This is a genomic window from Modestobacter sp. KNN46-3, assembly GCF_011039295.1.
In genome coordinates, this window is record NZ_JAAKGN010000097.1 from 1 (window position 1) to 17,870 (window position 17,870).

Annotated in this window: 16 protein-coding genes, 1 rRNA gene and 1 pseudogene; 3 read left to right on the plus strand and 15 right to left on the minus strand. The window is 76.5% G+C overall.

The window, feature by feature from the left end; translation table 11 throughout:
* The 6 genes and pseudogenes from G5C62_RS17955 to steA form a co-directional block, all read right to left on the minus strand.
* Window positions 1–473: pseudogene (locus G5C62_RS17955) on the minus strand (hypothetical protein); the annotation flags it as partial.
* Window positions 470–1,621, minus strand: a complete 1,152-nt coding sequence (locus tag G5C62_RS17960) for a glycosyltransferase family 4 protein (protein WP_036339744.1) — start codon at window positions 1,619–1,621, stop codon at window positions 470–472. The pseudogene G5C62_RS17955 and the gene G5C62_RS17960, both read right to left, overlap by 4 nt.
* Complete coding sequence (locus tag G5C62_RS17965) at window positions 1,618–3,246, minus strand: murein biosynthesis integral membrane protein MurJ (RefSeq protein ID WP_164702106.1); 1,629 nt, start codon at window positions 3,244–3,246, stop codon at window positions 1,618–1,620. Before G5C62_RS17965 ends, G5C62_RS17960 begins: the two co-directional genes overlap by 4 nt.
* 46 nt (window positions 3,247–3,292) lie before the next feature.
* Window positions 3,293–4,135 (minus strand): hypothetical protein, encoded by an 843-nt coding sequence (locus tag G5C62_RS17970; protein ID WP_241175967.1) that lies wholly within the window; start codon window positions 4,133–4,135, stop codon window positions 3,293–3,295.
* Window positions 4,132–5,085: a copper transporter gene (locus G5C62_RS17975; protein WP_164702107.1), complete on the minus strand. Its 954-nt coding sequence runs from the start codon at window positions 5,083–5,085 to the stop codon at window positions 4,132–4,134. The genes G5C62_RS17970 and G5C62_RS17975 overlap by 4 nt, the downstream gene beginning before the upstream one ends.
* Window positions 5,082–6,266 (minus strand): putative cytokinetic ring protein SteA, encoded by a 1,185-nt coding sequence (gene steA, locus G5C62_RS17980; protein ID WP_164702108.1) that lies wholly within the window; start codon window positions 6,264–6,266, stop codon window positions 5,082–5,084. Before steA ends, G5C62_RS17975 begins: the two co-directional genes overlap by 4 nt.
* A gap of 165 nt (window positions 6,267–6,431) precedes the next feature.
* Between steA and G5C62_RS17985 the strand changes: the two genes are divergently transcribed.
* Window positions 6,432–7,442 (plus strand): TetR/AcrR family transcriptional regulator, encoded by a 1,011-nt coding sequence (locus G5C62_RS17985; protein WP_164702109.1) that lies wholly within the window; start codon window positions 6,432–6,434, stop codon window positions 7,440–7,442.
* A 76-nt stretch (window positions 7,443–7,518) separates the two neighbouring features.
* On the opposite strand, the gene recN is transcribed toward G5C62_RS17985, so the two are convergent.
* The 4 genes from recN to G5C62_RS18005 are packed head-to-tail and all read right to left on the minus strand — an operon-like array spanning window position 7,519 to window position 11,381.
* Window positions 7,519–9,315: a DNA repair protein RecN gene (gene recN, locus G5C62_RS17990; protein WP_164702110.1), complete on the minus strand. Its 1,797-nt coding sequence runs from the start codon at window positions 9,313–9,315 to the stop codon at window positions 7,519–7,521.
* Complete coding sequence (locus G5C62_RS17995) at window positions 9,290–10,360, minus strand: NAD kinase (RefSeq protein ID WP_206330709.1); 1,071 nt, start codon at window positions 10,358–10,360, stop codon at window positions 9,290–9,292. Before G5C62_RS17995 ends, recN begins: the two co-directional genes overlap by 26 nt.
* The gene (locus tag G5C62_RS18000) at window positions 10,357–11,154 is read right to left on the minus strand and encodes a TlyA family RNA methyltransferase (protein ID WP_164702111.1); all 798 of its coding nucleotides are present in this window, start codon (window positions 11,152–11,154) and stop codon (window positions 10,357–10,359) included. The genes G5C62_RS17995 and G5C62_RS18000 overlap by 4 nt, the downstream gene beginning before the upstream one ends.
* Window positions 11,154–11,381 carry a hypothetical protein gene (locus G5C62_RS18005; RefSeq protein WP_156119354.1) on the minus strand — a complete coding sequence of 76 codons (228 nt, stop codon included), beginning with the start codon at window positions 11,379–11,381 and terminating at the stop codon, window positions 11,154–11,156. Before G5C62_RS18005 ends, G5C62_RS18000 begins: the two co-directional genes overlap by 1 nt.
* Window positions 11,382–11,645: 264 nt before the next feature.
* Here G5C62_RS18005 and G5C62_RS18010 point away from each other — a divergent pair, with 264 nt between their 5' ends.
* The gene (locus tag G5C62_RS18010) at window positions 11,646–11,984 is read left to right on the plus strand and encodes an alkyl sulfatase C-terminal domain-containing protein (protein ID WP_036341266.1); all 339 of its coding nucleotides are present in this window, start codon (window positions 11,646–11,648) and stop codon (window positions 11,982–11,984) included.
* Between the two features lie 16 nt (window positions 11,985–12,000).
* On the opposite strand, the gene G5C62_RS18015 is transcribed toward G5C62_RS18010, so the two are convergent.
* Complete coding sequence (locus G5C62_RS18015; protein ID WP_206330710.1) at window positions 12,001–13,110, minus strand: HAD-IIA family hydrolase; 1,110 nt, start codon at window positions 13,108–13,110, stop codon at window positions 12,001–12,003.
* A 34-nt stretch (window positions 13,111–13,144) separates the two neighbouring features.
* The gene (locus G5C62_RS18020; RefSeq protein WP_164702112.1) at window positions 13,145–13,546 is read right to left on the minus strand and encodes a lipopolysaccharide assembly protein LapB; all 402 of its coding nucleotides are present in this window, start codon (window positions 13,544–13,546) and stop codon (window positions 13,145–13,147) included.
* 151 nt (window positions 13,547–13,697) lie between these two features.
* Here G5C62_RS18020 and G5C62_RS18025 point away from each other — a divergent pair, with 151 nt between their 5' ends.
* Window positions 13,698–14,969 (plus strand): DUF1015 family protein, encoded by a 1,272-nt coding sequence (locus G5C62_RS18025; protein WP_241175968.1) that lies wholly within the window; start codon window positions 13,698–13,700, stop codon window positions 14,967–14,969.
* 33 nt (window positions 14,970–15,002) lie between these two features.
* On the opposite strand, the gene G5C62_RS18030 is transcribed toward G5C62_RS18025, so the two are convergent.
* The 3 genes from G5C62_RS18030 to rrf form a co-directional block, all read right to left on the minus strand.
* A complete protein-coding gene (locus G5C62_RS18030) occupies window positions 15,003–15,362 on the minus strand; it encodes a single-stranded DNA-binding protein (RefSeq protein ID WP_036341277.1) in 360 nt (119 codons plus the stop codon).
* Window positions 15,363–15,447: 85 nt separating this feature from the next.
* Window positions 15,448–16,470 (minus strand): lipopolysaccharide assembly protein LapB, encoded by a 1,023-nt coding sequence (locus tag G5C62_RS18035; protein ID WP_164702105.1) that lies wholly within the window; start codon window positions 16,468–16,470, stop codon window positions 15,448–15,450.
* A 1,279-nt stretch (window positions 16,471–17,749) separates the two neighbouring features.
* Window positions 17,750–17,866, minus strand: a 5S ribosomal RNA gene (gene rrf, locus G5C62_RS18045).
* Between the last annotated feature and the right edge of the window lie 4 nt (window positions 17,867–17,870).

The following is a 17,870-nucleotide window of genomic DNA, read 5'->3' on the forward strand; positions in this document are numbered from 1 at the left end:
TGCTCCTCCAGCCCGCACCAGGACAGCCGGGTGTCCGCCTGCACCGCGGCCGAGCCGTCGTCGGCGCCGTTCGCGACCGCGTCGTCCTCCGGGAGCGGGACGCTCGGCACCGGCACCGGGGGGACCGGCTCCACCGGGCCCGGGTAGCGGGCCCGGTTGCCCGCCCCCAGGGTGGCCCAGCCGTCCAGCAGGCAGGTGGTGGGTCGGGCGGCCCGCACCGACAGCGCACCGATGGCCGACTCCTCGGCCAGCGCCCACAGCTCGGGGGTGCGCTCGGGGTCCAGGTCCGACCAGGTCAGCCCGGCGACCCCGACGTCCACCACCCGGGTGGCCGACCACGGTCCCCCGGCGGTGGCGGCCGCCGCCGGGCCGGTGGTGCCCGCGAGCAGTCCGCCGAGCAGCGCCACCACGGCCAGGGTTGCCGGGAGCAGCCGCGCGAGGGCGCCCCACCCCCGCCCCGCCGGCCCGCTCATCGTCGGCTCTCGGGCGGTCCGAGCAGCTCCCGGTAGAGCTCGACCAGGGCGGCCGCGGTGGCCGCCTCGTCGGGCCAGGTCGCCGCCTGACGTGGTCCGGCGGCCCCCAGCCGGGCGATCTCGGCGGGGTCGGTGAGCACCCGGGCGACGGTCTCGGCCAGGGCCGCGGCGTCGCCGGCGGGCACCAGCTCAGCGGCGTCCCCGACCAGCTCGGGGATCCCGCCGACGGCCGTGGCGACCAGCGGCGTCCCGGCCCGCAGCGCCTCCTGGGCGGTCAGCGAGCGCGCCTCCCAGACCGAGGGCAGCACGCACGCGTCCGCGGCGCCGAGCAGGTCGGCGACGTCGGTGCGCCGCCCGAGCAGCGTCACCGGCAGCCCCTCGGCGGCGATGCGCCGGGAGAGCTCGTCGGACAGCGGACCGTCCCCGGCGATGGCCACCAGCGGTGCCGGGCGCAGCCGAGGGTCCGCCGACCACCGGCCGACGGCGTCCAGCAGCGAGTCGTACCCCTTCTGCGGGTGCAGCCGGCCGATGGCGACGACCAGGGGCCGGCGGTCGTCGTCGAGCCCGAGCTCGCGCCGCACCTCGCGACGGTCCCGCCGGGCGGGCCCCAGCGGCGGGGCGGAGACCGGGGCGACCCGCACGTCCCGGGCGCCGAGCCGGCGGGCGTTGTCGGCCAGGTCCCCGGACGCGGCCAGCACCACGTCGGCGCCGCGGACGGTTGCCCGCTCGGCGGCCTGCAGCACGCGGCGGCGGAGGCCGCCGCCCTCGGGCAGCGCGTTGTGCAGCGTGAGCACCAACGGCCGACGACGCTGCCCGGCCAGTGCACGGGCCGCCGCGGCGACCAGCCCGGCCCGCAGCCCGTGGGCGTGCACCAGGTCCGCCCCCGCGGTGGCCCGGCGCAGGGCGTGGACGGCGCGCAGGTCGGCCACCGGGTCGAGCCCTGCGGAGATGCCCACCGGACGGAAGTCCGCGCCGCTGGCGGTGAAGCCGAACAGCTCCTCGGTGGCCTGCGGGCCGCAGACCCGCACGGCCGCGCCCGAGCGGGCCAGCGCGGACAGCACCGAGCGCAGGTGGGTGCCGACGCCGCCGGTGCTGGTGGCCAGCACCTCCGCGATCCGGCGTCCGGTCAGGAGAGGCTCGTCGGTCATCGGTCCCCTCCTGGTGCGTCGGCCCCCCGCAGGCCCTGCACGGCCGCGGTCAACGGCCGCCGGGAGGTCCCCATCATGACCGCCGCGGCGACCACCAGCACGACCCCGCCGGCCGCCAGCCCGATGCCGACCGCGGCGAGCACGCCGTCCCCGGGCACCGGGTCGGCGCCCAGTGCCCGGGCGGTGAGCAGCCCGGCCGCACCCGCGAGCCCGCCGCCCAGCAGCGCCGGCCCACCGGTGCGGGCCACGCCGGTCAGGGCGCCGGCGCCGGCCTGGCGGGCCACCACGACCAGCAGCGCGATGCCGGCCACGGTGACCCCGATGCTGTGCCCGGCGCCCAGCGCGAGCGCGCGGTCGGCCGGGGGCAGCACCGCGGCCAGCACCAGGTCCGCGGCGACGGCCACCAGCCAGCCACCGACCACGCAGACCGTCGGCGAGCGCCACGACCCCCGGGCGTACAGGGCCCGCGAGAGCAGCGCGACCAGCCCGTAGCCCACCAGGCCCGGGGCGAAGGCGGCGATCGTCGACTGGAGCGCGGCCGCAGCGCCGACGTTCTCCGGGGCGGCCAGGAACACCCGGGCCATCGGACCGGAGACCGCGACCAGGCCCGCCGCCGCCACCGCACTGCTCACCACGGTGAGGACGACGGCCGGCGCCAGCGTCCGCCGGTACCCCTCCTCGTCCCCGACCGCGGCCCGTTCGGTGAGCCCCGGGTAGACCGAGGTGGCCAACGGCACGGCGAGCGCGGCCCACGGCAGCAGGAAGACCGTCATCCCGGCGAAGTAGGCGACTAGGGTGCCGTTGGGCGCCCCGGCGGTCAGCCAGATCGCCACCACGGCCACCAGCTGCTGGCCGGCGAGGGTGAGCACCCCGGCCAGCGCCAGCCGGCGCACGCGGGGCGCCGCCCCGACCGGGAAGCGCAGCGAGGGCCGCAGCCCCAGCCGCAACCCGCGCAGCGGCACCAGCAGGGACGCCGCGAGCGCGACGACACCCAACGTCGTCCCCACCCCGAGCACCAGTTCGGCGGTGGTGGACAGCCCGCCCACGGTGCGGCTGCCGTCGAGGCCGGCGAACAGCAGGTAGGCGGAGGCGACCACCAGGGTGGACAGCAGCGGCGCCAGCGCGGGCCCGGCGAAGCGGCGGTGCGCCTGCAGGACGCCGGTCAGCACGACCGCGATGCCGTAGAGGGCCACCTGCGGGGCGAAGACGACCAGGAAGCGGGCGGCCAGGTCGACCTCAGCCGGGTCGTCCCCGAGCAGCGCACCGGCGATCGGCCGGGCGAAGAGGGCGAGCAGCGCGGCCAGCGGCACCAGCACCAGCAGCGCCCAGCCCAGCAGCGCACCGGCGGTGCGGCGCACCTGCTCCCGGTCCCCCACGGCGATCCCACCGGCGAGCATCGGCACGACGAGGCTGGCCAGTGCGCCGCCGGCGACCACCTCGAAGACGATGTTCGGCACGTAGTTCGCCGCGAGGTAGGTGTCCGCGGTGCTGTCGGCTCCGACGGCGTTGGTGAAGACGACGGTGCGCCCGAACCCGGCCAGCCGGGCCAGCAGGGTGAGCACCGAGATCAGCAGCGCCGCCCCGGCCGCGCCCTGCACGACTCGACGGCGGGCGGTGCTCGTCATCGTCGGACCCGCCCGGGAGCACGGCCCCCGGGGTGCTGCCCGACCGTCACGCCGTGCGGCGGCCGAGCCGGTCGAGCTCCCGCAGGCCGGGGGTCGACTCGATGACCCGGGTGAAGCTGATCTTCTCGCTGGCCAGGGTGAGCGCGGTGACCACACCGAGCAGGCCGGCCCGGGAGCCCCGGCCCGGCAGCGCGGCGAGCCGCAGGCCGAGGAGCGCGCCGACGGCGTTGGCCCCGCAGTCGCCGAGCATCACGCGCTCACCGAGGTCCGCAGGCAGCACGGCCAGGCTGGCACCCAGCGGGCCGGCGACCAGCCCACCGGCGGGGCCACCCACGGTCGCCGCGGACAGCAGCACGGCGGCCTTCGCGGCCCGGCCGGGACGCAGGTCGAGCAGGTTGACCAGGTTCGCCGTCCCGGCGACCAGGCCGGTGGTCAGGACGCCGTCGACGACGGCCGACACCCCGCTGCCACGGCGCGTCAGCACGGCGGCGACCGCGGCGGCGGCACCGATCCCGGCGACCTTCACCGCCCCCGCCGACACCCGACCCGCCCGCAGTGCGGCCAGGTGGCCGGCCAGTCCCTTGTCCCGGGCCTGCTCCGGCCGGGCGCCCGCCAGGTCGTCGTAGCCACCGACCGCACCGGCGACGGCACCGACGACGGCGGCCGCGGCTCGCTGGCCCGCCGGGGCACCGAGCACCGCCGATCCGGTCGCCGCGGCGGCCAGCACCGGGCCACCCAGCAGCGTCACCGGGCGCCCGGCGTAGTTGGTGCGCCCCCAGCGCGCCCCCGCCGGGCGGGCGGTCAGCGCGTCGGCGCCGGCCAGCCCGGCCCGGGCGGTCAGGGCGGCCCCGGCCGCCAGGGCCGTGCGACGGCCCGCTGCTCCCGTCACGAGACGGGCGTGGGCACGGGCTGGGTGCTCTCGCCGATGCCGTACTGACCCGAGACACCCGTCGACTCGGCGACCAGGGCCAGCACCGCGCTGATCCGGCCCGCCGGGGTGTCCACGTTGTCGATGGTCGACAGCCCGTCGGAGACCGGCCGGTCCGCGCGGACCGCACCGACCAGGCCGCCGTCCTCGACCGACGCCAGGTCACCGGCGATGACGGCGCCGGAGCCCTGGGCGTCCAGCGCGGTGGCCAGCTGCACCAGGGCGGTGGTGCGGTCACCGGCGTCGTCACCGGAGGCGGTGCCCGCGGTCAGCAGGACGGCGAAGTCGGCCGGGCTCACCGAGGACGTGTCCCGGCTGAGCACCTCCAGCTCCTCCAGCCCGGCCAGCACCGAGGCGGTGGCGGCGGCGTCGGGGACGACACCGGTGTCCTCGCTGCCCACCCCCGGCACCATCAGCACGTCGGCCAGCACGTCGGCCAGCAGCTCCCCGGTGTCGTCGGTCTCCGCCGGGGTGACCCCGGGCGGCAGCCCGGGACCGGACAGGTAGCTGCGCAGGCTGGACTGGTTGGCCGGATCGCCGTAGCCGGCGGGCAGCCGGATCGTGCCGGTGACGGTGGCCCCCGCGCTGCCGATCAGCGCAGTGACCCCCTCGACGACCTCGGTCGGGACCTCCTCGCTGCCGACGACCAGCAGCACGCTGCGGTCGATGAGGGTGCCGGCGACCAGGGCCGGGCCGACCGCCTCCTCGAAGTCGCCGACCTGGTCCAGTTGGGTCTGCAGCAGGCGGGTCTCGTCCTCCAGCAGCCGCTTGTCCTCCTGGAGGGCGGTCACCTGGCTCTGCAGGTTCGTCAACACCGGTCCGTTCAGCTGCGTGGTGCCGATGACGATCCCCAGGGCCACGGCCAGGAAGACCGCGATCAGGGAGACCAGGTGGTAACGGAAGTCGATCACGAGAAGAGGTTCTCCAACCAGAACACGAAGCTGTCCCATTGGTCGATGAGCAGGTCGAGATAGACGCGGCCGGCGGTGGACACGGCGAGCGCGGCGGTGATCGACAGCAGGGCGGCCAGCACGAGCAGGACGAGCGCCAGGGTGGAGATCCGGCTGCGGTACAGCCGGCTGACCCCCTTGGCGTCGACGAGCTTCCCGCCCAGCCGCAGCCGGGTGAGGAAGGTCGAGGCCATGCCGCCGCGGCCCTTGTCCAGGAACTCCACCAGCGTGGCGTGGGTGCCGACGGCGACGATCAGCGTCGCGCCCTTCTCGTCGGCCAGCAGCATGGCGATGTCCTCGCTGGTGGCCGCGGCCGGGAAGGTGATGGCCTCGACCCCGAGGTCGGTGACCCGCTGCAGACCGGGAGCCCGGCCGTCGGGGTAGGCGTGCACGACCACCTCGGCGCCGCAGCGGAGCACGGAGTCGCTGACCGAGTCCATGTCGCCGATGATCATGTCCGGCTGGTAGCCGGCCTCCTTGAGCGCGTCGGCGCCGCCGTCCACGCCGATGAGCACCGGGCGGTAGTCCCGGATGTAGGGGCGGAGGGCCTGCAGGTCCTCCTTGTAGTCGTAGCCCCGGACGACGACCAGCACGTGCCGGCCCTCGATCCGGGTGGTGACGTCGGGGACGCCCACCCCGTCGAGCAGCAGCGCGCGTTCGCGCTTCATGTACTCCATGGTGTTGGCGGCGAAGGCCTCCAACTGGTCCGACAGCCCGGCGCGGGCCTCGGCCATCGCCACCGCGATGGTCTCCGGCGTCTGCTCGACGCCCTCGGCCACGACCGTGTCACCGGCGTAGAGCCGGTTGCCCTCCAGCCGGACCTCGGTGCCCTCCTTGAGCTGGGTGAGGACCTCCTTGCCCACCCCGTCGACCAGCGGGATGCCCGCCTCGACCAGGATCCCGGGGCCGAGGTTGGGGTACCGGCCGGAGATGCTCGGCGAGGCGTTGACGACGGCGGCGACCTTGCCCGCCACGAGCGAGTCGGCGCTCACCCGGTCGATGTCCAGGTGGTCGAGCACGGCGATCTCGCCCGGCCGGAGCCGCTTGGTCAGGTTCTTGGTCCGCCGGTCGACGCGGACGGTGCCGGTCACGCCGGGAGCCGTGTCGGACGACCGTCCGCGCCGCAGGGTGCCGATGCGCATGGGTTCGATGCTCCCATGGGGCGGTCGGACCCCTCCCTCCCGACGCGCGAGCGCAGCCGACTGCTCACGGTCAGTGAGCGACACCGGGTTCCGGTCGACTCGCCGTGCCGATGACCGGGTGTCGCTGCCCGGGGACGGGACCGGCCCGTCACTAGCGTGACTGCTGTGACTGCAGGGGCCTCCGCGCGCCGGAGTACAGCGACCGACCTGCTCGCCGACGACGCCGCCGCGCCGGACGTCGAGCCCACCAGCACCGTCGCCGGCGACCCGGCGAGCGTCCCGCCCGGGGCCGCGGAACCGCCGTCCGCCCGGGTGGTGCCGTTGCCGTCCCGACCGCCGGTGCCCGCCGCCACGGCGCCTCCGGCAGCGGTGGCCCCGACAGCGGTGGCCTCGACAGCGGTGGCCCCGAACACGACCGCACGGCTGCCGGCCGAGCCGGTGGAGGACGCCGCCGGCCCGACCGGGAGCGACCCCCAGCCGGCGGGCGCCGCCGAGCCCGCGGACGCCGCCGGCCCCGGCCGGCGGGCCCGTCGCCGGGAACGGCGCGGCCCGAACCTGCGCGAGCAGCGGCGCCTGCGCACCCGGGAGGCCATCGTCGACGCGGCGGCCGAGCTGTTCGCCGAACGGGGCTTCGACCACGTCAGCGTGATCGAGATCGCCCAGCGCGCCGGCGTCGTGGAGAAGACCGTCTTCAACCACTTCCCGGTCAAGGAGGGGCTGGTCTTCGAGGCCGACCCGCCGATGCGCGCGGCGCTGCTGGACGCCGTCCGCCGGCGCCCGGCCGGGGAGTCGGCCGCAGCTGCGGCCGGTGGCTTCGTCGTCGCCGCGGTGAGCCAGCTGGGGTCCCCCGCGGCGGCCGAGGGCGTCGCCGAGATGGCCCGGATCATCCGCGGCAGCCGGACGCTGCAGGCCCGGGAACGGGAGATCCTCGGCGCGCTGACCGACACCCTCGCCGAGCAGATCACCCTGGAGACGCGCGCCGCCGCCGGCGACCTGGAGCCGTGGCTGGCCGCGAACGCCGTCCTGGGGCTGTACTCGGCGCTGCTGGAAGCCGCTCGGGACCGGGTGCTGGCCGGCGCGTCCGGCCCCGAGCTGGTGACCGAGCTGCGCGCCCGCGGCCGCCGCGGGCTCGCGCTGCTGCAGTTCGGCCTGGCCGGGTACGCCAAGCGCCCCTGAGGAAGGGCCCCGTCCTCCGCACTCCTCGCGAGCTCCTGGACGGGGCCACCCGGCTCCCTCGTCCGGGGGCCGGGGGTCAGCGGCCTCGTTCGGCGGCGACGGCGAGCAGTTCCCGGGCGTGGGCCTGGCCGGTGTCGCTGTCGGCCAGACCGGACAGCATCCGGGCCAGCTCCCGCACCCGGTCCTCGTCCCGCACCGCCCGGATGTCGGTGGCCGTGACGCCCAGGGCGGTGTCCGGCGACTTGTCCACCACCAGGTGGGTGTCGGCGAAGGCGGCGACCTGGGCCAGGTGGGTGACCACGACGACCTGGTGCTCGCGGGCGAGCCGGGCCAGCCGCCGGCCGATCTCCCCGGCCGCCTGACCGCCCACCCCGGCGTCGACCTCGTCGAAGACCATCACCGGCACCGGATCGGCGCCGGCGAACACCACCTCGATGGCCAGCATCACCCGGGACAGCTCACCGCCGGAGGCGCCCTTGTGCACCGGGCGGGCCGGTGCGCCCGGGTGCGGTGACAGCAGCAGGACGACCTCGTCGGCGCCGTCCGGTCCGGGCTGGTCGACGTCGGTGTCGATCCGGAAGGACACCTGCGCGTTCTTCATCGCCAGCCCGGCCAACTCCTCCCCCACCTCGGCGGCGAAGCCCTCCGCCGCGGCCTGACGGCCGGCGGTGACCCGGACGGACAGCGCCACCAGCTCTGCGCGGGCGGCGTCCCGTTCGGCCTCCAGCGTCGCCAGCGCCTCGTCGGAGACGTCGAGCTGGGACAGCCGGTCGGCTGCGTCGGCGGACCAGGCCAGCACCCCGGCCAGCCCTTCCCCCGCGTCGGCGTACTTGCGGACCAGCGCGGTCAGCGCCGCGCGGCGGTCGAGCACCTCGGCCAGCCGCGCCGGGTCGGCGTCCAGGTCGGCGACGTAGCTGGCCAGCTGCACGCCGACGTCGGAGACCACGGCCACGGCGTCGGCCAGGTCCTGGGCGACCAGGACCAGGGTGGGGTCGTCGGAACCGGCCAGCGCCCGCTCGGCCGTGGCCAGCGCGCTGGTGGCGTCCTGCGGCAGGTCGCCGTCGCCGCCGAGGTCGCCCGTGACGTCCCCGACCAGCGCCAGCCGGGCGGTGTCGGCGACCGAACGCAGCGCATCGGCGTCGCCGAGCCGCTTGGCCAGGGTGTCGAGGTCGACGTCCTCACCCGGCTCGGGCGCCACCGCGGCGATCTCCTCCAGGCCGTGCCGCAGCACGTCGGCGGCCTGGGCGAGCTCCCTGGCCTGGCCGCGACGGCGGTCCAGGTCGTCGGCCAGCCGGCGCCAGATCCCGTGCGCGGCGCGGTGCTCCTCGACGAGCGCCAGGTGGTCTGCACCCGCGTACCGGTCCAGGGCGCGCCGCTGCTCCGCGGGGCGGGTCAGCCGCAGCTGGTCGGTCTGCCCGTGCACCGCGAGCACCTCCTCGGCCAGCTCGGCGACCACGCCGACGGGCACGCTGCGGCCGCCCAGGTGCGCCCGGGAGCGCCCCTCGGCGCTGAACGTGCGGGCCAGGATCAAACTGCCGTCCTCGTCGGGCTCCGCGCCGGCGTCGGCGGCGCGGGCCCACACCGGGGAGTCCGGCGGCAGCACCAGCCGGCCCTCGACGCCGGCCCGCACCCCCGCGCGGACCCGCCCCTGGTCCGCCCGACCGCCGAAGAGCAGGCTCAGGCCGGTCACCACCATCGTCTTGCCGGCACCGGTCTCCCCGGTGACCACGGTCAGGCCGCGGCCGAACTCCAGGGTGACGTCGTCGATGGAGCCCAGGCCGTGGATGTGCAGCTCCGACAGCGCGCCGTTCGGCGCCTGCGCGGGCTCCGGCTGCGGAGCCGACCGCTCACGCCTTGCCGTCCGGGTGGCCACCGCCCACCTCCTCTGCGGTCCGCAGGACGCCGTCGCTGGTGTTGACGTCCCCGGTCAGCACGTTGGTGCGCCCGACGGGCGCCTCGTGGCCTGGCCCGTGGGAGCGGGCGCCGCGGAAGCCCCGCACCGGCAGCCCGAACTTGGCGACCAGCCGGTCGCCGAAGGCAGTCGGGTTCATCCGGGCGATCCGGACCGGCCGCTCGGAGCGCCGGACCTCGACCCGGCCGCCGTCGGGCACGTCGACGACCCGCCGGCCGTCGGCCGACACACGGGCCCGGGTGCCGTCCGGCGGGACGGCGATGGTCAGCACCGAGGTCGGTGAGGTGACCAGTGGCCGGGCGAACAGGGCGTGTGCGTTCGTCGGCACCAAGAGCAGCGCCTCGACGTCGGGCCACACGACCGGACCACCGGCGGAGAAGGCGTAGGCGGTGGATCCGGTGGGCGTGGCGCAGAGGATGCCGTCGCAGCCGAAGCTGGTCAGCGGGTGTCCGTCGACCTCCAGGACGACGTCGAGCACCCGGGACCGTTCGACCTTCTCCACCGAGACCTCGTTGAGCGCCCAGGTGCCCTCACCGGTCGGCCGGCCCTCGGCGTCCAGCACGGTGGCCTCCAGGGTGAGCCGCTCCTCGACCGCGTACTCGCAGCGCTGCACCGCGGCGATCATCTCCTCGACCGCCTCGGGCTCGGTCTCGGCCAGGAAGCCCACCCGGCCGAGGTTGACGCCGGTGATCGCCGCATCGGTGCTGCGCGCCATCTCGGCAGCCCGGAGGAAGGTGCCGTCGCCCCCGAAGACCAGCACGATCTCCACGCCCTCCGCCGCTCCGGGCCCGAAGGGGCAGACCTCCGCGCCGGGGACGGCCATCGCCTCGGCCTCGTCGTCCAGCAGCCGGACCACGATGCCGGCCTCGGCGAGCCGGGCAGCAGCGGAGCGGGCGAGCCCGACGATGTCGGCGCGCCCGGTGTGCACGGCCAGCAGCACCCGCCGTTGAGCCGGACGGGCCTCGTCGGCGGCGCCCGCCGATGCGCCTGGCTGGGGCTCGGTCACTGTGGTCCTTCCTGAACTGCTCGGTCGATGTCGGCCTGGTCCGGTGGGGGTGCGTCCCGGCGGAGCCGGAGGAAGAACTCCACGTTGCCGGCCGGGCCGGGCAACGGGCTGGCCACCACCCCGGCGGTGCCCCAGCCGAGCTCGGCGGCGGCCGCCGCCACGGTGGCGACGGCGTCGGCGCGGTGGGCCAGGTCGCGGACGACCCCACCCGAGCCGAGCCGGTCGCGGCCGACCTCGAACTGCGGCTTGACCATCGGCAGCAGGTCGGCGTCGGGCCCGGCGCAGCCGGTGAGGGCCGGCAGCACCAGGCGCAAGGAGATGAAGGACAGGTCGGCCACGACCAGGTCGGTGGTGCCGCCGATCGCCTCCGGGGTCAGCTCGCGGACGTTGGTCCGCTCGTGCACGGCGACCCGCTCGTCGGTGCGCAGCGACCAGGCGAGCTCGCCGTAGCCGACGTCGACGGCGACGACCTCCCGGGCGCCACGGCTCAGCAGCACCTCGGTGAAACCGCCGGTGGAGGCCCCGGCGTCCAGCGCCCGCCGGCCCTCGACGGGCACTCCGAACGCGTCCAGGGCGCCGATCAGCTTGTGCGCGCCGCGGGAGACCCACCGGGGCTGGTCCGGGTCGGTGCGGACGACGACGGGCGTGCCCGCCTCCACACCGGTGGCCGGCTTGGTGGCGGCCTGCCCACCGACGGTGACCCGGCCCTCGGCGATGAGCGCGACGGCGTCCTCCCGGGAGCGGGCCAGCCCGCGGCGCACGAGCTCGGCGTCGAGCCGGCTGCGGCGGGCCATCAGAGCTGGTCGATGGTGGACAGTTCGCGCTGCAGCCGCTCGTGCTCGGCCTCGAACACCGCGACGTGCTCGGCCACCGGCCGACCGGCCAGGTCGGCGAACGGGGACGCCGCGGGACGCGCCGTGGACTCCTGCGTGGCCGCTGCACCGGTGCCCGCCGGCGCCGGAGCAGGCCGGGCGCCGCCTGGGGGGTGCGGGACCGGGCGGGGCTTGCCAGGCACGCTCACGGGCTCCTCCTCCACACGCGGTCGACGCCGCGAGCCGGCAACTGCCGGCTCGCCGGTCACCGGGGACCCGGCGACCACCTGGCAGGCTACCGGCCGGCACCGACCGGCGACGGTGCACCGGAGGAGCCGGTGGACCCGCCCTCGGCAACGACAGCGCGCTGCGCGCCGGACCGCCCGCGCCCGCTCGTCCTCCCCGCCGGTAGCGTCCCGCTGCGACCGCGCGGCCGGGACGAGCCCGGTCACCGGCTGGAGGAGGCACCACACGTGGCGACGCTGGACGAGTGCATGACCGCCCTGGACGACTTCGTCGGCAAGCTGGCGGCCAAGGAAGCGGCACGGGACCTGGACCGCAGCGTCTCCTGCCGGCTGACCGACCTCGACCAGGTGGTCGCCGGCCGGCTGGCCCGCGGCTCGGTGCACGACATGACCGCGCTGCCGGACGGGCCGGCGGTGCCCAAGGCCGACATCCGGCTGACGATGACCAGCGACGACCTGCTGGCCCTGACCTCGGGGCAGCTGTCCTTCGCACCCGCGTGGGCGTCGGGCCGGATCAAGCTCGAAGCGGGCCTCCGCGACATGCTGCGGCTGCGCTCGCTCCTCTGACCGCCGGCCCGGGCCGTCACCCGGCGGTCAGGGCCCAGCCGGCCAGCACCCCGGCAGCCGCGTCGTCCCCCGCCCGCAGCACCGCCGGCCGCCCCGCCGCGGGGTGCCGCGACCAGTGCGCGACGGCGAGAGCGCGCAACCCGTCCAGCCCGTCGGCCCCCTCCCGCTCCGGCCCGACCGCGCGCAACGTCACCTGTTCCCCGTCGGCCGCGGCCTCCCAGCCGCCGCACCGCCAGGTCCCCTCGGCCTCGACCGGGGTCACTGCCGGGTGCTCGACCAGCAGCCCGGCCGCATCGGCGGAGAGCAGGTCCGGCCGGTGCACCGGGCCTGCGGCGAGCAGGTCGGCCGGGGTGGCCACCCCGGAGAACACCAGCAGGCTGGCCGCGTCGGCCCGGCGGGCACCCTCGATGTCGGTGTCGAGCCGGTCGCCGACCACCAGCGGCCGGTGGGCGCCGGTCCGGCGGACGCACTCGGCGTGCATCGCCGGGTCGGGCTTGCCGGTGACCAGCGGCTGCTGCCCGGTGACCGTGCTGACCACGCCGACCAGTGCACCGTTGCCGGGCAGCACGCCGCGGGGCGAGGGGATCGTCGCGTCGGTGTTCGTGGCGACGTGCCGGGCGCCGGCCCGCACGGCCACCACCGCCTCGGCCAGCTGCGCCCAGCCCACCTGCGGGCCGTAGCCCTGGACGACGGCGGCCGGCTCCTCCTCGGCCCGCTCGACCACCGCCAGCCCGGCTGCCGACAGGGCGGCCGCGACCCCGGGGCCACCGACCGGCAGGACCCGCGCGCCCGGTCCGACCAGCCCGGCCACGACCGAGGCGGCGGCCTGGGAGCTGGTGATGACGTCGTCGGGTGCGGCCGGGATGCCGAGTTCGGTCAGGTGCCCGGCCACCTGCTCCGGCGTCCGCGCGGCGTTGTTGGTGACGAAGCCCAGCCGCATGCCCTGGTCCCGGGCGGTCTGCAGGGCCGCGGGGACCCCGGGCACGGCAACGGGGCCGACGTAGACGACGCCGTCGAGGTCGAGCAGGGCGACGTCGTAGGCGCGGGTGGGCGGGGTGTCGGTGCCGGCGGCCAGCGGCGGACGGGTGTCGGTCGGGCGAGGGCTGGACCCAGCGTCGGAGCTCACGACGTCATCCTGTCGCAGGGCGTGCGGTCGGGCCTCAGGGCAGCTCCGTCGCCGGCCCCCGCCGGGCCCGGACGCCGCGCAACGCCCGGGCGTAGTGGTCTCGGTCGGGACGCATCGCCACGGCCAGCGCGAGGTGTTCGGCGGCGAGATCGAGCTCCCCGGCCCGACTGGCGGCCAGCCCCAGCCCGAACTGGGCATAGTCGTCGGCGGGGTCGACCGCGATCAGCGCGCCGAAGGACTCGATCGCCTCGCGGTACCGGCCGGCGTCGTACTGGGCCCGGGCCAGGGCCTCCCGCACGCTGCGCGAACCGGGCTCGGCGGCCAGTGCGCGGTCGAGCAGGGTCGCGGCAGCATCGGGGTTGCCGTCGCCCAGCAGGTCGAGCCCTCGCTGGTACCAGTCGTAGACGCCGCCGTCCGGCTGTCCCGGGTCCGCCACCGCAGCTCCTCCTCCGCACCCCCCGGGTGCTCCACGCGCCGCCGGTGCCGCCAGGCACCGCTCCCGGCCCCCGGCGGGGGCACTCCTACGATCGACCTGTGCCCTCGACGACCCCCTGCCCTCGACGTCGGCGGACGCCCCGCCCGCTGACGTGACGGGCCTCGACGTCCGGCCGTTCCGCGCCGTGACCTACCGCGAACACGACGGCGACCACCTGGCACGGGTGAGCTCACCGGCCTACGACCTCGTGAACCCGGCGGGGCGGGACCGTCTGGCCGCCGCCGATCCGCACAACATCGTCCGCCTGATCCTGCCCGGCGTCGAGCCGTTGCCGGGGCGGGAGACGACCCGCGCCGAGCGCGACCAGCGGTCTGCCGCCGTCGCCGGGGACACGCTGCGCACCTGGCTGGCCGAAGACGTGCTGGTCCACGACGAGGTGCCTGCGCTGTGGCGGTACGAGATGGCCGCGCCGGGGGCCGTTCCCACGGTCGGCTGGCTTGGGGCGGTGACGCTGCCGGCCGCTGGTTCGGTGGCCGTGCTCCCGCACGAGGACACCTTCCCCCCGGCCGTCGCCGGGCGCGCCGCCCTGCTGGCCGCGACGGACACCGATCTGGAGCCCATCGTCCTCGCGCACGACCCCGACCCGGAGGTGGCGGCTCTCACCCGGCAGACCGGGGACGTCCCGCCCACCCTGCAGGTCGCCGACCCCGACGGGGTGGTCCATCGGCTGTGGCGGGTCACCGACCCCGAGGTGCTGGACCGGCTGACCCGCGCCCTGGCCGGGACGGCCGCGGTGATCGCCGACGGGCACCACCGCTTCGCGGCCGCCCGCGACCACCAGCGGGGCCGGGCCGGCCAGGGCAGCGTGCTGGCGCTGGTCACGCCGATGGGGGCCGGCGGGCTCCGCGTCCGGGCGATCCACCGCGTGGTGCCCGACCTGTCGATGTCGGCCGCGGTGGAGTCGGCGGCTGCCGGGTTCGCGGTCCGTGAGCTCGAGCTGCCCGGCAGCGACGTCCGGCCGGTGATCGCGGACTGGCTGGAGACCGGTGCGGACGGGACGTTCCTGCTCACCGACGGCAGTCAGGTCGCCGAGCTGTCCGAGCCGTCACCGGCGATGCGGGCGGCCGTGCCGGCCGAGGCGCCCACGGCCTGGCGGCGGCTGGACGTCGTCCTCGCCCACGCTGCGCTCCTGACCGGTCTGTGGGGGCGCCCGGACGACCCGTCGTCGGTGCTGGTCGCCCACGACGTCGAGGAGGCGTTGGGGCTGGCCGCGGACCGGGCCGGCGTGGCCCTGCTGCTGCGTTCCCCGTCGCCGGCCGACGTCGCGGCGGTCGCCCGGTCGGGGGCGCGGATGCCGCGCAAGTCGACCCTCTTCGTGCCCAAGCCCCGCACCGGTCTGGTGCTGCGCCCACACGGGCACTGACCGGCCCGGCCCGGGTCGTCGGTCCGGGGCCGCTCACGCCGGCTCGGCCGACGCCCGCGGCGTTCCCCGGGAGACCTTGCGGCCGCGCCGGCAGGTGACCTCGTAGGCGACCGCCGTGCCGGTCGGGGTCCGCCAGAACCGGCGCTGCAGCGACCCCTCCACCTCGACGACGTCGTCCGGGGTCCAGGCAGCGGCGTATCGCTGGAGCGCCGGCAACAGGCTGACGCAGGTGATCACGTCGGACTTCGGCCCGCGGGGCCGGGGGCTGTCCCGGCGGACGACGAGCTTGAAGACGAGCAGGGTGTCGCCACTGGGCAACGGGCGCAGCTCGGGTGGGGCGGACAGCCGGCCGCGCAGGACGACGTCGTTCCGGTCGATGACAGCAAGGCTCATGCCGCGAGCCTCGCTGCCCGGACAGCACACCGGCCAGGTGTGCCCACGGTCTGTGGACGCACCTGGCCGGTGTGGACGACGGAGCTCAGTCCGTCGGTGACTCCTGCTCCGGGACGTCGTGCCCAGGCGCCTCCTGGAACAGGCGCGTGTGGTCCCGCTCGACGGGGGGCGGCGTCTCGCCGAGGAGCTCGGCCACCTCGGCCTCGATGTCATCGGCCGAGACGTCACCGAAGTCGGCATCGGCGAACTCGACCCCGCCGATCTCGGCGGCGGCGACACCCGGGCGATCTGCTTCGGCGACCTCCGCCGGGGGCTCCTCGGCATCGAGCTGGTCCTCGTCGACCTCTGCGTCGGCGACCGGGCCGTCGACTGCCAGGCCGTCGGTGGCCTCGGTCTCGTCGGTGGCCTCGGTCTCGTCGGTGGCCTCGGTCTCGTCGGTGGCCTCGTCCTCGTCCCCGTCCTCGTCCGCGAAGAGGGCCGCAACACCGGTGAGGTCGTCGGGGTCTGCCGCGGCGATGGCGGCGAACCACTCCCCGGCCAGTTCCTCCTCGCCGCGGGCGTCGAGCAGCTCGGCGTACGCGGTGGCGAGCCGGAGCTGGCCGAGGTCCGGGTTGCCCAGGGTCGCAGGGGTCGGACGTCCGCCGAGGGCAGCCTCGAGAACGAGCGCAGCGGCTGCCGTCTCGCCCAGGTCCTGGCGTGCCCCGGCCTCGACGAGCCGCAGCTCCACGAGCTCCTCGTCACCGGGCTGGGTGGCCAGTGCCTCCTGGACCAGCCGCAATGCGTTCTCCGGCCGCTCCAGGGCGCGCTCACAGTCCGCCAGCACCGCGCGATAGCTGTCGTCACCGCTCATCCGGGCATAGGCCCGCAGCTCGCGGGCGGCCTCGGCGTAGTCGCCTGCGTGGTAAGCCGCTACGCCGACGGCCTCGCGGACGGCAGCGATGCGGGACGCGCGGTCCCGAGCGGCGCGGGCGTGCTCGAGCGCCAACTCCGGCTCGTCGTCGAGCAGTCCGCCGGCGGCCACGAGGTGTCGAGCCACGGTGTCGGCGTTGCGGGAGTCCAGGCCACGCAGCGCCGACCGGACCGACTGGTCGAGGTCCCGCGGATCCACCCACTCCGGCAGCGCAGGGCCAGGAGCCCGACGCACGGCCGTGTCCGCCTCGGGGCGCCGGTCCTGCCAGGCGGGACGGTCACCCTGCGGATGACCCTGCCCCTGCGGCCGGTCACCACTGGGGCGACGGTCCTGCCACGCCGGCCGATCACCCTGCGGACGGTCCCCGGCCGGGCGACGGTCCTGCCACGCCGGACGATCCCCCTGCGGACGACCCTGCCCCTGCGGCCGATCCCCACTGGGACGACGGTCCTGCCACGCGGGGCGATCGCCCTGCGGACGATCCCCCTGCGGACGACCCTGCCCCTGCGGCCGGTCACCACTCGGGCGACGGTCCTGCCACGCCGGACGATCACCCTGCGGACGACCCTGCCCCTGCGGCCGGTCACCACTGGGACGACGGTCCTGCCACGCCGGACGATCACCCTGCGGACGACCCTGCCCCTGCGGCCGATCCCCACTGGGACGACGGTCCTGCCACGCCGGACGATCCCCCTGCGGACGACCCTGCCCCTGCGGCCGATCCCCACTGGGACGACGGTCCTGCCACGCCGGACGATCACCCTGCGGACGACCCTGCCCCTGCGGCCGGTCACCACTGGGACGACGGTCCTGCCACGCCGGACGATCCCCCTGCGGACGACCCTGCCCCTGCGGCCGATCCCCACTGGGACGACGGTCCTGCCACGCCGGACGATCCCCCTGCGGACGGCCTTGACCCTGGGGTCGACCCGTCCCCTGGGGCCGGTCTCCACCAGGCCGGCCGTCCTGCCACGCGGGGCGATCTCCCTGCGGACGGCCCTGGCCCTGCGGACGGCCCTGGCCCTGCGGGCGCCCGCCCCCCGAGCGTCCACCCGACGACCTCTCGCCGGCAGGACGACGGTCACGCCACTCGCCTCCTGGACCCCCTGTTGCGTTCGGACGATCGTCACGTGACGATCGCCCGCCCCCGGCAGCTCCACGGCTGCCGTCTGCGGGTCGAGCTCCCCGGTTTCCCTCGGTGGGCCGGGACCCGCGGTGCCCGGCGGGGCGCTGCGGTCGACCGGCGCCGCCGGCGCTGCGGCCACGGTCGGAGCCAGAGGGCCCTCGTCGCGGAGAAGTCATGGTGTTCTACGTACCTCACTGGTGAACGGCGCACGCCCGGTGGGGGCACCTGTACGGCATCGCATCCACCCGACGCACCGCTGAAGCGGCTGCGTCCGGTCGGTCGACGAAAGCGGACAAACGCACAAAACGGAGGCCGGAGCGCAATGCTCCGACCCCCGTTTCGTGAAGTTATGTCCGGCGGCGTCCTACTCTCCCACCCGGTCCCCCGGGCAGTACCATCGGCGCTGAAAGGCTTAGCTTCCGGGTTCGGAATGAGACCGGGCGTTTCCCTTTCGCCATGACCGCCGTAACAC

Excerpts from the sequence above, each read along its gene's own strand:
- G5C62_RS17965 (WP_164702106.1), bottom strand. The coding sequence starts at position 3,246 with ATGACGAGCACCGCCCGCCGTCGAGTCGTGCAGGGCGCGGCCGGGGCG.
- G5C62_RS18000 (WP_164702111.1), bottom strand. The coding sequence starts at position 11,154 with ATGGCCCGCCGCAGCCGGCTCGACGCCGAGCTCGTGCGCCGCGGGCTG.
- G5C62_RS17960 (WP_036339744.1), bottom strand. The coding sequence starts at position 1,621 with ATGACCGACGAGCCTCTCCTGACCGGACGCCGGATCGCGGAGGTGCTG.
- steA (WP_164702108.1), bottom strand. The coding sequence starts at position 6,266 with ATGCGCATCGGCACCCTGCGGCGCGGACGGTCGTCCGACACGGCTCCC.
- G5C62_RS18030 (WP_036341277.1), bottom strand. The coding sequence starts at position 15,362 with ATGAGCCTTGCTGTCATCGACCGGAACGACGTCGTCCTGCGCGGCCGG.